This window comes from Mycoplana rhizolycopersici (assembly GCF_013378445.1).
In the GTDB taxonomy this organism is placed as follows: domain Bacteria; phylum Pseudomonadota; class Alphaproteobacteria; order Rhizobiales; family Rhizobiaceae; genus Mycoplana; species Mycoplana rhizolycopersici.
This window is the reverse complement of sequence record NZ_JABXYK010000009.1, coordinates 17,777-31,493: the sequence shown is the minus strand read 5'-3', so window position 1 is coordinate 31,493 and position 13,717 is coordinate 17,777. Positions and strand designations below refer to the sequence as shown.

Below are 13,717 nucleotides of genomic sequence, written 5' to 3'. Positions count from 1 at the left end.
CGGGCGCGAATGACGGCCAGGATGTGTGGCGCGCGAATGCGCCGGAAAACTACGGAACTTGTCGAAATTCCACCTCTCCTAACGCACAGGGGGTCGAAATGTTCAGGCTGCGCAGTTTCGTTTTAACCGGCGCACTGGCCCTTGCCAGCGCACTGGTTTCCGCCCCCGGTGCCAGTGCCGGATCTCTCGTGCAGGCCGATCGGATCGTCGGAACCAAAGTTCTGCCGGCCGCCGTTGCTTGCAATGCCTATAGCTGCTGGAATTCCGGACCGTTCTACAATCCGATCAACCGGCCATATTATCGAGCCTACGCTTGGCCGATATATCGTCCGTACCGGCCCTATGCACCCTACTACCGGCCGTATTACCGGCCCTATTCGTCGAGCGTGACGATCTACCGCCCTTATGAGAGCCCGTATTATGCGCCTCGCGCCTATAGCGGTGCGGGGGCTCACGTTGCCTGGTGCATGAATCGATATCGTACCTATGAGCCGGCGACCAACCGCTATCACGCGGGCAACGGCGTCTACAGGGCCTGCGTTTCGCCCTATCCGTGAAAGGCAGGGCGCCGTCGGGTGCCGCAATAGTGCGGCACCCACAAGCTTGCCCGATCAGTTCCTGTCGACGTGACCGAGATCCCGCTCGGGCTCGATGACGTCGCGCACCTTTTGTTTCAGTTCCTTCGGTCCGGGGAAACCGCCATCGCGTTTACGCTCCCAGATCAGTTCCCCATCTATCCGTATCTCGAAATTGCCGCCGGTGCCGGGAATGAGGGTAACCTCGCCAAGGCTGTCGCCAAACGTCTGCAACAGTTCCTGGGCCATCCAGCCCGCCCGAAGCAGCCAGTTGCATTGGGTACAGTACAGGATGGAGATCCGGGGCTTTTGTTCGCTCATATTCAGTCTGCTCACCTGGCTTCTGTCGGGGCCGATAGCGACCGGCTTATGCCGATGGCGCCGGGTTGGCAATCCCGCCCTGCTGAGACGACTCACGAAAATGTCAACTCAGTTCATCATGTTTTGTCGAGGCGCTGCTTGCGCGTCAGCAGCGGTCCGCGGACAAGGGTGCAGTGCAACAATTTTCAACGGTAACTCCCATGAGCGACTTTACTTCACCTCGTGACCGACTTTTCCTTCCGTTCCTTGGGCCTGTCTATTCTTCCCTGAGTGAAAGTGCAGAAACGCTGCTCCGCCTCGTCGCCGGTCTGCTTCTCGTGACACACGGCTACGGAAAGATTCTCAACCCGTTTGGCGCAGTCGGGATGGTGGAAGGGCTCGGCTTCTATCCGGGCGTCTTCTGGTCCCCGCTTCTGGCGGCGACGGAGTTTTTCGGTGGCATCCTCGTGGCGATCGGGCTGTTCACGCGCCCGGCCGCCATCGCGTCTGCGATCGTTCTGGCCGTGACCGTCTACTTCCATTGGATCGTCAAGGCGGAGGGCATTGGCGGCGCGGAAAAGTCCATCCTCTGGACTGCAATCATGCTCTATTTCGCGGTTCGCGGCGCCAACGGCCAGTCGGTCGACGCGCGGTTGGGCCGTCAGTTCTGACGCGGCTTCAATTGAGGCAGCATCCTCCCTACGGCGGCGAGCAGTACCTCGTCGGCGTAGGGCTTCATTATGACGGGAGCGCCATCGAAGGGCGCAACGCCGGATCGGTGCGCTTCCGATACCGAGGTGAAAATGAGCGGTACGCCAAGCCTTTTCAGCCGCAACGTACCGTCGGCGCCCGACATGGACCGCACGGAAAGGTCGACCAGACAGAGGCTCAGTGCTGCAAGATCTGAGTCGGTCCACCGCTCGAACTGATTCGGCCGAATGTTCGACACGCGGCATTCAAAGGTAGAGTTGATCAAGAATTCGGCATCGACGGCGATCAGGAACTCTTCCTCCACGATTGCGATATGCGGATAGGCCTTGTTCATTGCAGGCGTACTTTCCAGGGCAGAGGAGGGCTTGCGAGCTGGCTCCTTAAAATGGGTGCAAGCGCGCCCGGGGCGGGGCAATGTCTCTCTCGAACGCGCTGACGTCATTTAAAAAAGACGTAGCGAAAGCCCCTTGGCTGGAACCGAAGAAATCGCTTTCGCGTTGATAGACCACATGTCTGCAACCGGGGAAGGAATGGTTTGATGGGGCTTGATCCAAACGTGTGGCAGCGCTGTCGCAGATTGCGGATACCAACATGACCGGGGCCTCAGCCCCCGCGCCGGGCAAGTGGCACACACCCTGCTCCAAATGTCCGCTTCAGGAACTGAAGAGCTTCCGTAAATTTTCGCCGCGCGAACTGGAATTCGTGTCGCAGTTCAAGGTCGGAGAATTGTCGGTCGAGCGCGGGGCGACGGTTCTGGTGGAGGGGACCCACAGTCCGCACATTTATACGGTGCTGACGGGCATGGGATTTCGCTACAAGCTTCTGGAGGACGGCCGCCGGCAGATCATGAACTATGCCTTTCCGGGGGATCTGCTCGGTCTGCAGGGCGTGCTGATGGGAGAGCTCGACCACTCCGTCGAGGCGCTGACGCCGGTCACCCTTTGCGTATTCGAGCGCTCGAAGCTCGACAGCCTGTTTTCGCGCCACGCCTCTCTCGCCTACGACCTCACCTGGATCGCGGCACGGGAGGAGCGGATTCTCGACGAACACCTGCTCAGCATTGGACGGCGTTCCGCGCTGGAGCGTACGGCCTATCTTTTGTCCTACATCCATCAGCGCGCCATGGCGGTCGGAATGCTGCACGGTGCACGTCGGAGCATCCCGCTGACGCAGCAGCACCTGGCCGATACGCTCGGTCTATCCCTTGTCCACACCAACAAGACGTTGCGCAAACTGTCGGACCGTCAATTGATCCGCTGGCAGGATGGCGGCTGCGAGGTGAACGATCCCGATGGCCTTCTCAAGGTATCCGGCTGGGAGGGTCTCAAGGAGACGGCCCGCCCCTTTATCTGACGTGCGCTGTCAGGCGACGTCCCAGTGAAGGGGAAACATCGGGTCGAACACCGTCACGGGACCTGCTCCCGTCTCGATCCTTGGCGGATAGGATAGGGGCGTCTCGCGACGCACGAGCCGCATCGTGTCCTGGTTTGCCGGCAGGCCGTACCAGGCTGGACCGTTAAGTGAAGAGAAGGCTTCCAGCCTGTCGAGCGCGTTCTCCTCTTCGAAGACATGCGCCAGGCAACTCATGGTGTTGATCGACGTGTAGATGCCGGCGCAGCCGCAGGCGCATTCCTTGAGCGGGTCGACATGCGGGGCCGAATCGGTGCCGAGGAAGAAGCGTGCATCGCCCGAGGTGGCGGCCGCGCGAAGGGCGAGCCGGTGATGCTCGCGCTTGGCGACCGGAAGGCAGTAGTAGTGCGGCTTGATGCCGCCGACCAGGATCGCATTGCGATTGATGATCAGGTGGTGGGTTGTGATCGAGCCGGCGAGATTGGTCTTCGAATTCCTGATGTAGTCGATGCCGTCCTTCGTCGTCACATGCTCCATCGTCACCTTCAGCTCCGGCAGGCGGTTGCGCAGCGGATCGAGCACAGTGTCGATGAAGACGGCCTCGCGGTCGAAGATGTCGACCTCCGGCGTGGTGACCTCGCCATGCACGCAGAGAGGCAGGCCGATCCTGGCCATGCGCTCGAGCACGGGCATCGCCTTCTCGATGTCGCGCACGCCGCCATGCGAGTTCGTCGTCGCACCCGCGGGGTAGAGCTTGACGGCGGTGATCAGCCCACTCGCCTTGCCTTCCTCCACGTCGTCGGGGTTCGTGTGCTCGGTCAGGTAGAGCGTCATCAGCGGCTGAAAGCGGTCGCCGGCGGGAAGCGCGGCCATGATGCGCTCGCGATAGGCTGCCGCGTCGGCGGTGGTCACGACCGGCGGAACGAGGTTCGGCATGATGATCGCGCGGGCGAAATGGCGGCTGGTATCGCCGATCACGCCCTTCAGCATCTCGCCGTCGCGCAGATGCAGATGCCAGTCGTCGGGGCGGCGAATGGTGATCGATTGCATGCGCTGAGTACTCCGCGGCTCGATGAAAATCTATACCGCGGGCATTATCACCCCAGGACCGCCGAAGGCAAACATTTTGCCGGTTGTCAGGCCGGGCTGGTGCCAAACCGGTTTTCGCCGCGCGTTCCCTCGCTCGCATACCAGTAGACGAGCACGATCCAGCCGATCAGCGGAATGAGCCCCACCAGCAGCCACCAGCCGGAGCGGTCGGTATCGTGAAGGCGGCGAATGGCGACGCCGAGACCTGGCAGGAGCACGCCAAGTCCGTAGACGACGCTGAGGATCTCTCGGCCGAATACGGCCTGGTCGATGCTGCCGAGAACGACGGAGGCAATGACATTGAAAAGCGCGAACCACCAGAATTCCGGGCGGCTCGCACGGCCGGTAAAGACGGCATACTTGGAAAAGACGGTAGAGATTGCTTGCGAAAATGTCATGCTATCCCCCTCGGGCGCCCGAAGGCGCGGTCGCACACTCAGGTTGTGCGTGTGAAACTGCACCATCTTGCGCCGCACATCAATGCGGCCAGCAAGGCCAACGGGGCGTCAGGCGTTGTCGAGCGTGACGTCGGCGCGCCGGCGACTTTCAAGCACCAGCCGACCGTTCGGCAGGTCGTTGCCGTGCGCCTTCGCACGCGCCACTTCCTCGGTCAGCCCGTAGCCGATCCAGCGATCCAGGAGGCGCTGCTCGAGGACCGGCACGGGCGGGGCGAGCATGACGGAATAGTCGAACAAGCCTTCCAGCTCCGCCCACCTGCCCTCATCGAGCAGCAGGTAGTTTCCTTCGACGATGATGAATCGGTGCTCGAGTGAGACCACCCTGGCAGAGGCTATGGAGAGTTCGCGCGATCGGTCGAAGACGGGGATCAGCACCTCCTGATCCGCCGGGCGCACGGCGCGGATGATGTCGAGGAATGCGCGCACGTCGAACGTTTCGGGCGCGCCCTTGCGGGCCAGCAGCCCCCGATCGATCAGAATGGCATTGTCCATATGAAAGCCGTCCATCGGCAACACCTCGGCGCGCTCGCCACGGGCCTTCAGGCTGGCGCGGAGTTCGTCGGCCAGGGTGGACTTTCCCGAACCCGGCGGACCGGCGATCGCAATCAGAAAGCGCCGGGTATCGCCGGCGCGCCGGATGATCTCTGACGCCATCACCGCAATGATGCTGTTCATGTTGCCTGCGCCTCCCGTTGCGATCCCTTGATGCCGACCATGGCGGCGACCGCAGGAGGCGGCATATTGTGCGAGATGGAGGGTATCGGCAAGGCGCAGACGGGTCGGGCCGCAGCAGCCTCCACATTCCCTCTGAAAAGTCGCAAGGCGTTGTATCAACCTTGGTTCTTGAACGCCGGAACGCGCCGTGCTTGTCTGCCGCAACCAAAGGGAGATGCAGATGCGCGTATTGGTCGTCGAGAATGACAGGATAACGGCCCTTGGCCAGATCGAAACCGCTCTGCTCGAGGCCGGCGCAAAGATCGAGCTGTGTCGCCCCCATGCCGGAGAGGCGCTGCCGTCCGACGGACTGGCCTACGACGCGCTGGTCGTCATGGGCGGCCCCCAATCGGCCATCGACGATGAGAGGCATCCTTATCTGCCGGCTTTGTGCGCCATGATGCGGCGCTATGGCGACGCCGGCAGATCCGTTCTCGGCGTCTGCCTCGGAAGCCAGCTTCTGGCGCGCAGCTATGGTGCGACCAATCTCATCGGAGAAGCCTTCGAGTTCGGCTGGTGCGACATCCAGCCGACGCAACAGGGGCTCGCGGACCCGTTGCTCGCCTCGGTCGGCGGTGCCTTTCCGATCTTCCAGTGGCACAGCGACACCTTCACGCTGCCGGAAGGTGCCATTCGGCTGGCACACAATCAGACCGCGACGAACCAGGCCTTCCGCATCGGCCGCGCCACCTACGGCACGCAATTCCACTTCGAGGTGGACCGGTCGGTCGCAACCTGGTGGCGAGACCTTTTCCCGGAGCAGATCGAGCGGATGGAGCCGGGATGGATCGACGGCTTCGATGCGATCGCCGCCGCGCGCGGCCCCGCCGCCGATGCTGCGGGCCTGGCGATTGCCCGTGCCTGGGTCTCGACGATCGCCGCCGGCATGGAGGCGCAGGGTGGTGTGCCAGTCGGCAGTGCAGCCTGATTTTTTGGCATTGAGCGCCCCGGCATGCCGCGTTTCCCTGCCGGAAGGGACGGTCTGGATCGGTCGCCGTCAGCCTACCAGTTTAACCCGCGCAGTTCGCGTTCGCGGGAGGGCGGTGGATTGCGGCTTGAGAAGCTGCGGCCGTTCTGCGTGCATGTGTAGACCGGGTGTTTGAACTCGCCCCAGCGACGGACGTCAGTGTCGTCATAGCTCCGCGTACAGACAACCTCGTTTGCAGCTGCGGCTGCAGCTTTGTCTTCCTGGGACTTTACGCCGGGCAGGTCTGTGAAAGGATAGGCTTTCTCTCCGCCCGCAAAGGCTCCCGCCTGCTGCGCGAAAGCGGGCGAGGAGAGCGAGAGCAGCGCCACAGCAAAGGGAAGGGCAAGGACGATGTCGCGGCAGCGGTGAGGTTTCGGCGGTTTCATATCTATCCATTGCGTCAGCGGGTGCAATATTGGCCTCGCATAGTACCGCGCCGGGCAATCATGCGATATAGCCCAGGCAGTTTCTGCAGATTATGTGGGGTTTGAGATGGCAAGTGCAATACGATATCACGAGGGCGACATTTCGGCGGCCGATGCTGCGCGCTATGACGGCGCGATCGCGATCGATACGGAGACCCTCGGGCTGATCCCGCGTCGCGACCGGCTGTGCGTCGTCCAGCTCTCCCCCGGCAACGGCACGGCGGATGTCATCAAGATCGCCGCAGGACAGACGCGGGCCCCCAATCTCGTCGCCATGCTCAGTGATCCTTCCCGCCAGAAGATCTTCCACTATGGTCGATTTGACATCGCCGTCTTGTTCCACACCTTCGGCGTCACCTGTTCGCCCGTCTTCTGCACCAAGATCGCCTCCCGGTTGACGCGTACCTACACCGACCGTCACGGCCTGAAGGACAATCTGAAGGAACTCCTGGAGGTGGACATTTCCAAGCAGCAGCAGTCTTCCGACTGGGCTGCCGAGACGCTTTCGCCGGCCCAGCTCGAATATGCGGCATCCGACGTGCTTCACCTGCACGCGCTGCGCGACAAGCTGATGGCGCGGCTTGTCCGGGACGGGCGGCTGCAGCACGCCGAAGCCTGCTTCGCGTTCCTGCCGACGCGTGCCAAGCTCGACCTGCTCGGCTGGGACGAAACGGATATCTTCGCCCATAGCTGAGGGTGCCGGCAAAAGCCGGCACGGATCGGTCAGAATTGCTTAACCAAATCGCCGCTATTTTCGGCTGCATGAATTCAGGTTTTGCAATCGGGACAGTTTGATGATTCCGCCCCTTTCACAGTCGACCGGCCTGCAGGTCTCCGATCAGCTTGGCAAGATGATCGAGGAGATGGAGGCCCGTCACAAGGAGGCCGACGACAAGGCGAAGGGCAAGGATCGCAAGGACGAGACCTTCGGCGTGACCAGCGATTCGCCGAAGGCCGTCGCCAACGAGAAGATCACCGCCTACTTCTTCGGTGCCTTGAAGGGCGATCCGGATCCTCTCGCCACGCTGATCTCCCGTTTCTCCTCGGCCCTGGGCATCACGCAGGGCAAGGACGAATCGAGCTTCTCCTTTGCGCAGCGCCTCGGTGACGCCGTCTCCATGCTCGGCTTCGCCAAGACGGACAGCCGCGGCGAACCGGCCGTTCTGACGCTGAAGTCTCTCGGCGTGAGCGAGGCCGAAGTGATCGACGTCATGCAGGGCAATTCGACGTCGAAGACCGCTCCGAACGCTGTCCTTGCAGCCCGCATAGCGAGCCAGGCGGGGCTGACGGGCGAAGAGGAAGACTTCGGCGCCCGCATTGCCGAAACGCTGACGGCCCAGCGGGCCGTGCTACCGAAGAGCGTCGCCGCGTTGGAGGAGACGACCGGGCTGAAGAAGCTCGGCCTGACCGCATCGGACATGATCGCTGCCATCGCAAACCCCTGGAGCGACGCCGGCCAGCGGGTCAAGGACGCGCTCGCCGAGCAGGCGGAGAGCGAAAGCGGGATGAGCCGCGAGATGCGCAAGGTCATCCAGCGTCTCGAGGAACTTGCCGATCCGAGCACGCTCGAAGAGTTGAAGCGCGGCGACAAAGGTTATGATCCTGGCCGCGTCGAGGATGAGGAAACGAGGGCCGAGCGCGAAGAGACCATTCAGGATCTGCAGAACGCCGAGAAGCTTGAAGACGTTCGCGACATGCAGGAGGCGGTCGGAGACCATATCGCCCAGCGCGATGAAGATGGCACAAGCGGCCCGGCTTCGCCGACGGACGCCGGGCTGGAGCTGATTGAGGTGCTGGCCGCGCTTCCCGACGCACCGAGCGCAGATAACGACAACGCCGAACTGGACAATGCCGGCCCAGGCGATCGCCCGGTAGCAGAAACCCTGCCCGCCGGCGTGGTCGGCGCGGGTTTGAAGGCAAAGGAGGAGGTCGAGGACGCACTCGCGGTCGACCGTTTTGCCGATGCGGAGCCGGACCTGTTCCTGCCGGTAGACGATATCGGCATCTACGAGTTGCTGCGCCGAAGGGCTGCTTGATACTGGGCGGCCTGACGCCGGCGAAGGCCGGTGACGATGTATGTAGCATTCAGCTGCCGGTCTTTCGGACGATACCCACCCTCGCAAGAACTTCCTTCGGGATGGCGTAGCGGCGGACGATGTCGCGCTGGTCGCGCAAGCCGCAGATTTCACGCTGGATGAAGAAGGCCCAGACCGCGTCTGCCGCGACATCCAGCAGTTCCTCGCGCTCTAGCGGGCTGCAGCCTTGTTCGGTCCTGCCGCGGAGCCGCTCCAGCGCCGTTTCCACCTTCGTTCCGTGACGTCCCAGCGCATCGGCGCGCTCGGCCATCAGTTCGTATTCGAGCACGTTGAAGCCGGTTGAGACGTGACGGTCCTGAAATTGCGGCGGGCGAACGGACATGGTGCTCTCGATATCGCTGGACGGCGCCATCTTCGGCGATCCGGCGCGGGACGGCAAGTCGGCGGTCCGTGATCGCGATAACGCAAAATTAACCATGATGTGAGATCCCTTGGAGATCAAGCATGCGAGGATCGCAGGCGACGTTCGCCTCGTTTCTCTGCAGCAGGGTACCGGTGTGTACCGATCCGATCGAGATCGAAGGCTTGTAAAATGGCAGCCCGCGGCGCGGGGCCGAACGTCAAACCTCATGGGCGCGCATGATGCCCCGCCAGCCTGAACATGGATCGTTTGAGAGAGGCATCCGTGCCTGCCGGGACGGCAGCGATCTGAGGGTGCCGTATGGAGATGGTGATGCTGCCGCGCATAGCGACGTCGATCACAGTCCCGATCCCGTCGACGACGGAGCCCGCAGGCGAAGCCGCGCCCGATGGCGCTCGTCCCGTACTGTCCGCCGAGGCCCTGGCCAACCTCAGGGCCGCGGTGCTGCTTCGCCTGCTCGAGGCGATGATGCGTCAGATCGAGCGTGGCGGCGACGGTGTTGGCGGCGGCAACAGCGGTAACAGCGGTAACAATGGTGTCAGCCGGCAACTGCTCGATGCCCTCTTTGATGCCATCAAAACGCTGCCGCAACGTGGCGGCGCAGGCGAGGATGCCACCCGCAACCTCGCAAACCTCATTGCGCGCCTGCCTGCCGAACTGAGGCCTTCGACTGAAAAACTTCTGACCGCGGTGCTTGCATCGACGCCTACGCGCATCCTCATGGAAGTGATCCGCAATCCCGGCGGTCCGGATGCGCAGCGCCTTGCCCAGGCACTGCTTTCGGCCGCAGCGCAAATCGGCAGCGACGACGATGCGCCGGCGGCGGTCCGTACTCTCCAGCGCTTTTTCCCTGCCGAGGCCCTATTGGCCGCGGCAGTCCGCAGGGAAGGGGAGGCGGTGCAGCCGGGCCGCGAAGGTATCGTCGACAGCCGCTCGCTGCAGGCAGCACTCCGGCGTCTGTTCGAAGGTGAGAAGGAGACGAATACGGGTGCGCCCGCTCGACCCGCGCTGCCCGCTCTGCGCGAAGATGCGCCCACGCCATCGCGAAAGCCGGCACCGGAAGAGGCTTCTCGACCCCAGCAGCCAGCCCCTCGCCCCGCCACGGAGCCGCAGGCGCCGGTGCGCGAGGACGCACGGGCGCCTGGCCGTCCTGCCAGTGAGGTGAACAGGCCGCTCGCCGGAACCGCCAACCCGATGCCGACCACGGGAGGGCGCGAGGTCACGGCAGGAGCCGCGCAGACGACAAACATGGGCGAGCCCGTAAGCCCTCCGGTGAGCGCACCTATGGCCGTAAATACCGGGCGCGAACAGAAAGGCGTGATGCGCCTGATCGCCGGCGTCGTCGCAAATCTGAGCGAGGACGAGGCGCTGGTGCTTCGTCTGCTGCTGCAGGCGCCTCTGCCGGAAGAGCCGGATGTGCCGGCGCCGCAACTCGTTCCCGAGCAGGAAGGCGACGAACAGCCCGAAAAGCTGCCAAGGGCGGCAAATACGGTGCAGGCACTCGCCACTGAGGCGACTGCGGCACGCGCCCCGGAGCAGGCTCCGGCCGAAGCTGCGAGGGGCAGGGCGGCCGCAGCGCCTGCGTCCCTGACGCCACCTGCCGACAGTGAAACGCAGGCCGGTCAGCCGCGCACCGCCGTTCATGGCGAGCCGGCGCCCGCCCGCCCGCCGGCTGTCGCGCTGCCAGATCAGCCGGCGGAAAGACCGCCATTGCCGACGATAATGCGCGATGGAATTGCCGTCCCGTTCGTCCCCTACCTGCCTGCCGCAGATGATCTGGAGACGCGCGAGGCACGGCGCAAGGACGAGGCGGAGGAGGACAAGCCTACCGCCGAGGACGAAGAGACGCCGGAAGACCGGACGCAAGACGAGAGTGCCGGCGAGGGCGACGCGCAAGGCGATGGCCAGGAACCGGCCGCGGAAGCGGATACTCCGGACATCGAACGCCGCCGCCGCAAGATCGAGGATCTGGTCGGCCCACCCGACCCCGGCTTCGCATACTACCAGAAGCGTGGCGAATACTGGACGTGACGGCTGCGTGGCGACGGAAGTGACGTGGCCGACAAACTGAAAACCCGCGGGGATCGCTCCCCGCGGGTTTACTGTTTCAGACCGTGAAGAACGATTACTCGTTGTTCTGGCGGTTCTTCAGGGCCGCGCCCAGGATGTCGCCAAGCGAAGCGCCCGAGTCGGAAGAACCGAACTGTGCGACGGCTTCCTTCTCTTCGGCGATTTCCAGAGCCTTGATCGACAGCTGGATCTTGCGGTCCTTCTTGGAGAAGTTCAGCACGCGTGCATCGACGACCTGGCCGACCGAGAAACGCTCGGGGCGCTGCTCGTCACGGTCGCGAGACAGGTCGGCGCGGCGGATGAACGACGAGATGTCCTCGTGGTTGACCAGCTTCACTTCGATGCCGCCGTCGTTGATCGCGGTGACTTCGCACGAGACGACAGCGTTCTTGCGCAGGTCGCCGGAAGCGGCAGCTTCGCCGACCGCATCGCGGCCGAGCTGCTTGATGCCGAGCGAGATGCGCTCCTTGTCGACGTCCACGTCGAGAACGACAGCCTTGACGACGTCGCCCTTGTTGAACTCCTCGATGACCTGCTCGCCCGGACGGTTCCAGTCGAGGTCGGAGAGGTGGACCATGCCGTCGACGTCGCCTTCGAGACCGATGAACAGGCCGAACTCGGTCTTGTTCTTGACTTCGCCTTCGACTTCGGTGCCGGCCGGATGGCTATGCGCGAATGCTTCCCACGGATTCTCGAGCGTCTGCTTGAGGCCGAGCGAGATGCGGCGCTTGGTCGGGTCGACTTCGAGAACGACGACGCTGACTTCCTGGCTCGTGGACAGGATCTTGCCGGGGTGTACGTTCTTCTTGGTCCAGGACATCTCGGAGATGTGGATCAGGCCTTCGATGCCCGGCTCCAGCTCGACGAACGCACCGTAGTCGGTGATGTTCGTGACCGTACCGGAGATCTTCTTGCCGGTCGGGTACTTCGTGCCGATGCCATCCCACGGATCGCTCTCGAGCTGCTTCATGCCGAGCGAGATACGGTGGGTTTCCTGGTTGATGCGGATGATCTGAACCTTGACCGACTGGCCGATGGACAGGATCTCGGAGGGATGGTTGACGCGACGCCATGCCATGTCGGTGACGTGCAGCAGGCCGTCGATGCCGCCGAGGTCGACGAACGCACCGTAATCGGTGATGTTCTTGACGACGCCGTCAACAACCTGGCCCTCTTCGAGGTTCTGAACGATTTCAGAACGCTGCTCGGCGCGGGACTCTTCGAGAACCGTACGACGCGAAACGACGATGTTGCCGCGGCGCTTGTCCATCTTGAGGATTTCGAAGGGCTGCGGGTTGTGCATAAGCGGGGTGACGTCGCGGATCGGACGGATGTCGACCTGCGAACGCGGAAGGAAGGCAACGGCGCCGTCGAGATCGACGGTGAAGCCACCCTTGACCTGGTTGAAGATGACGCCTTCGACGCGCTCGCCAGCTTCGAACTTGACTTCGAGCTTGGCCCAGCTCTCTTCGCGGCGAGCCTTTTCGCGCGACAGAACAGCTTCGCCCAGCGCGTTCTCGATGCGCTCGACGTAGACTTCGACTTCGTCGCCGACCTTCAGCGTGCCGTCCTTGGACTTGGCGCCGAATTCCTTGAGCGCGATGCGGCCTTCGACCTTGAGGCCGACGTCAACGATCGCGACATCCTTTTCGATGGCGGTGATGATGCCCTTGGCGACATAGCCTTCGGCCAGGTCGTTGGTGGCGAAGGATTCCTGCAGAAGGGCTGCGAAATCGTCGCGCGTGGGATTAGCTTGAGACATGGAAACTCCTGATGTGCCTCTGGGGCACGGGCGCCGGGGGTTAGCGTTGACAACGAGCGAGGCACATCCGCCTCCCTTTGGGGAAGCAAAACCGGCGCGGGGACGGCTTGTCGCTCTAATGTTTAATGGCAGCGTCGATGATGGATCGCGCAGCCGAAAACGCCGCCTCTATACTCATTTCCGAGGTGTCAAGCAAGTGCGCGTTTTCCGCCGGCCGCAGCGGGCTGTCGAGGCGCCCCATATCTCGCTCGTCACGGCGGCGCACATCCTGAAAGACGGCGTCGTATTCCGCAGCACCGCCATTGGCGATGATTTCGTCGTAGCGACGGCGGGCGCGCACGTCCGTGGACGCGGTGACGTAGAGCTTCACGACGGCATCCGGGCAGACGACGGTACCGATGTCACGGCCATCGAGCACGGTGCCGGGCGCACGTTCGGCGAATTCGCGCTGTGCCTCCACCAGAGCCCGGCGGACGGCCGGCATGACTGCGATCTTCGAGGCAGCCTCGCCGATGTCGTGGGCAGACAGCACGGTGCGGTCCAGGCCGGACAGATCAAGATTGCGGGCAACGCCGGCGGCGACCGCCTCGTCGTCCAGCGGCAGCCCGCGGTCGAGCAGCGCCTTTGCCGTGGCGCGATAGGTCAGGCCAGTGTCGAGGTGGTGGAAACCGTAGGCGTCCGCGATCAGCCGCGACAGCGTGCCCTTGCCGGCAGCCGCTGGGCCGTCGATGGCGATCGTCGTCATTTCACCCCCTTGCGGCACTTCGGTTTCACGAGCGTGTTAGCGGAAAATGGTGCGCGCTGCCAAGAGGAGAGGTGCACCTTTGCAGCGCGTCTGT

16 protein-coding genes are annotated in these 13,717 nt (G+C 63.3%); 7 read left to right on the top strand and 9 right to left on the bottom strand.

Features of this window, described 5'->3' with window-relative positions; all coding sequences use genetic code 11:
- The first annotated feature begins 98 nt into the window (after positions 1 to 98).
- The gene (locus tag HV823_RS15430) at positions 99 to 557 is read left to right on the top strand and encodes a BA14K family protein (RefSeq protein WP_176950626.1); all 459 of its coding nucleotides are present in this window, start codon (positions 99 to 101) and stop codon (positions 555 to 557) included.
- 54 nt (positions 558 to 611) lie between these two features.
- Here HV823_RS15430 and HV823_RS15425 read toward each other — a convergent pair whose 3' ends face one another.
- Positions 612 to 896 (bottom strand): Rdx family protein, encoded by a 285-nt coding sequence (locus HV823_RS15425; RefSeq protein WP_176950625.1) that lies wholly within the window; start codon positions 894 to 896, stop codon positions 612 to 614.
- 200 nt (positions 897 to 1,096) lie between these two features.
- Between HV823_RS15425 and HV823_RS15420 the strand changes: the two genes are divergently transcribed.
- Entirely contained in the window at positions 1,097 to 1,546 is a 450-nt protein-coding gene (locus tag HV823_RS15420; RefSeq protein WP_176950624.1) for a DoxX family protein, read from the top strand.
- Here the strand turns inward: HV823_RS15420 and HV823_RS15415 are convergent.
- The gene (locus tag HV823_RS15415; protein ID WP_176950623.1) at positions 1,537 to 1,920 is read right to left on the bottom strand and encodes a hypothetical protein; all 384 of its coding nucleotides are present in this window, start codon (positions 1,918 to 1,920) and stop codon (positions 1,537 to 1,539) included. The two genes, HV823_RS15420 and HV823_RS15415, sit on opposite strands and share 10 nt — an antisense overlap.
- Positions 1,921 to 2,177: 257 nt before the next feature.
- Between HV823_RS15415 and HV823_RS15410 the strand changes: the two genes are divergently transcribed.
- Positions 2,178 to 2,939, top strand: a complete 762-nt coding sequence (locus tag HV823_RS15410) for a Crp/Fnr family transcriptional regulator (RefSeq protein WP_176950622.1) — start codon at positions 2,178 to 2,180, stop codon at positions 2,937 to 2,939.
- Positions 2,940 to 2,948: 9 nt separating this feature from the next.
- Here HV823_RS15410 and pyrC read toward each other — a convergent pair whose 3' ends face one another.
- From pyrC to HV823_RS15395, 3 genes are all read right to left on the bottom strand, one after another.
- Complete coding sequence (gene pyrC / locus HV823_RS15405; RefSeq protein ID WP_176950621.1) at positions 2,949 to 3,986, bottom strand: dihydroorotase; 1,038 nt, start codon at positions 3,984 to 3,986, stop codon at positions 2,949 to 2,951.
- An 86-nt stretch (positions 3,987 to 4,072) separates the two neighbouring features.
- A complete protein-coding gene (locus HV823_RS15400; protein WP_176950620.1) occupies positions 4,073 to 4,423 on the bottom strand; it encodes a DUF805 domain-containing protein in 351 nt (116 codons plus the stop codon).
- 108 nt (positions 4,424 to 4,531) lie between these two features.
- Positions 4,532 to 5,158: a nucleoside triphosphate hydrolase gene (locus tag HV823_RS15395; RefSeq protein ID WP_176950619.1), complete on the bottom strand. Its 627-nt coding sequence runs from the start codon at positions 5,156 to 5,158 to the stop codon at positions 4,532 to 4,534.
- A gap of 220 nt (positions 5,159 to 5,378) precedes the next feature.
- Between HV823_RS15395 and HV823_RS15390 the strand changes: the two genes are divergently transcribed.
- Positions 5,379 to 6,125 (top strand): type 1 glutamine amidotransferase, encoded by a 747-nt coding sequence (locus HV823_RS15390; protein ID WP_176950618.1) that lies wholly within the window; start codon positions 5,379 to 5,381, stop codon positions 6,123 to 6,125.
- Positions 6,126 to 6,199: 74 nt separating this feature from the next.
- Here the strand turns inward: HV823_RS15390 and HV823_RS15385 are convergent, their stop codons facing one another.
- On the bottom strand, positions 6,200 to 6,550 hold the full coding sequence (locus tag HV823_RS15385) for a hypothetical protein (RefSeq protein WP_176950617.1): 351 nt from the start codon (positions 6,548 to 6,550) through the stop codon (positions 6,200 to 6,202).
- A gap of 106 nt (positions 6,551 to 6,656) precedes the next feature.
- Between HV823_RS15385 and HV823_RS15380 the strand changes: the two genes are divergently transcribed.
- Both HV823_RS15380 and HV823_RS15375 read left to right on the top strand, forming a co-directional pair.
- Complete coding sequence (locus HV823_RS15380; RefSeq protein ID WP_176950616.1) at positions 6,657 to 7,283, top strand: ribonuclease D; 627 nt, start codon at positions 6,657 to 6,659, stop codon at positions 7,281 to 7,283.
- Between the two features lie 100 nt (positions 7,284 to 7,383).
- Complete coding sequence (locus HV823_RS15375) at positions 7,384 to 8,625, top strand: hypothetical protein (RefSeq protein WP_176950615.1); 1,242 nt, start codon at positions 7,384 to 7,386, stop codon at positions 8,623 to 8,625.
- Between the two features lie 49 nt (positions 8,626 to 8,674).
- On the opposite strand, the gene HV823_RS15370 is transcribed toward HV823_RS15375, so the two are convergent.
- A complete protein-coding gene (locus tag HV823_RS15370; protein WP_176950805.1) occupies positions 8,675 to 9,007 on the bottom strand; it encodes a DUF6665 family protein in 333 nt (110 codons plus the stop codon).
- Positions 9,008 to 9,358: 351 nt separating this feature from the next.
- Here HV823_RS15370 and HV823_RS15365 point away from each other — a divergent pair, with 351 nt between their 5' ends.
- Positions 9,359 to 11,077: a hypothetical protein gene (locus tag HV823_RS15365; protein WP_176950614.1), complete on the top strand. Its 1,719-nt coding sequence runs from the start codon at positions 9,359 to 9,361 to the stop codon at positions 11,075 to 11,077.
- A 94-nt stretch (positions 11,078 to 11,171) separates the two neighbouring features.
- Here the strand turns inward: HV823_RS15365 and rpsA are convergent, their stop codons facing one another.
- Positions 11,172 to 12,878 carry a 30S ribosomal protein S1 gene (rpsA, locus tag HV823_RS15360; protein ID WP_176950613.1) on the bottom strand — a complete coding sequence of 569 codons (1,707 nt, stop codon included), beginning with the start codon at positions 12,876 to 12,878 and terminating at the stop codon, positions 11,172 to 11,174.
- 115 nt (positions 12,879 to 12,993) lie between these two features.
- Complete coding sequence (gene cmk / locus HV823_RS15355) at positions 12,994 to 13,623, bottom strand: (d)CMP kinase (protein WP_176950612.1); 630 nt, start codon at positions 13,621 to 13,623, stop codon at positions 12,994 to 12,996.
- Positions 13,624 to 13,717: the final 94 nt, after the last annotated feature.

Coding starts and splice junctions, on each gene's coding strand:
- HV823_RS15430 (WP_176950626.1), top strand. CDS start 99: ATGTTCAGGCTGCGCAGTTTCGTTTTAACCGGCGCACTGGCCCTTGCC.
- HV823_RS15425 (WP_176950625.1), bottom strand. CDS start 896: ATGAGCGAACAAAAGCCCCGGATCTCCATCCTGTACTGTACCCAATGC.
- HV823_RS15420 (WP_176950624.1), top strand. CDS start 1,097: ATGAGCGACTTTACTTCACCTCGTGACCGACTTTTCCTTCCGTTCCTT.
- HV823_RS15415 (WP_176950623.1), bottom strand. CDS start 1,920: ATGAACAAGGCCTATCCGCATATCGCAATCGTGGAGGAAGAGTTCCTG.
- HV823_RS15410 (WP_176950622.1), top strand. CDS start 2,178: ATGACCGGGGCCTCAGCCCCCGCGCCGGGCAAGTGGCACACACCCTGC.
- pyrC (WP_176950621.1), bottom strand. CDS start 3,986: ATGCAATCGATCACCATTCGCCGCCCCGACGACTGGCATCTGCATCTG.
- HV823_RS15400 (WP_176950620.1), bottom strand. CDS start 4,423: ATGACATTTTCGCAAGCAATCTCTACCGTCTTTTCCAAGTATGCCGTC.
- HV823_RS15395 (WP_176950619.1), bottom strand. CDS start 5,158: ATGAACAGCATCATTGCGGTGATGGCGTCAGAGATCATCCGGCGCGCC.
- HV823_RS15390 (WP_176950618.1), top strand. CDS start 5,379: ATGCGCGTATTGGTCGTCGAGAATGACAGGATAACGGCCCTTGGCCAG.
- HV823_RS15385 (WP_176950617.1), bottom strand. CDS start 6,550: ATGAAACCGCCGAAACCTCACCGCTGCCGCGACATCGTCCTTGCCCTT.
- HV823_RS15380 (WP_176950616.1), top strand. CDS start 6,657: ATGGCAAGTGCAATACGATATCACGAGGGCGACATTTCGGCGGCCGAT.
- HV823_RS15375 (WP_176950615.1), top strand. CDS start 7,384: ATGATTCCGCCCCTTTCACAGTCGACCGGCCTGCAGGTCTCCGATCAG.
- HV823_RS15370 (WP_176950805.1), bottom strand. CDS start 9,007: ATGTCCGTTCGCCCGCCGCAATTTCAGGACCGTCACGTCTCAACCGGC.
- HV823_RS15365 (WP_176950614.1), top strand. CDS start 9,359: ATGCTGCCGCGCATAGCGACGTCGATCACAGTCCCGATCCCGTCGACG.
- rpsA (WP_176950613.1), bottom strand. CDS start 12,878: ATGTCTCAAGCTAATCCCACGCGCGACGATTTCGCAGCCCTTCTGCAG.
- cmk (WP_176950612.1), bottom strand. CDS start 13,623: ATGACGACGATCGCCATCGACGGCCCAGCGGCTGCCGGCAAGGGCACG.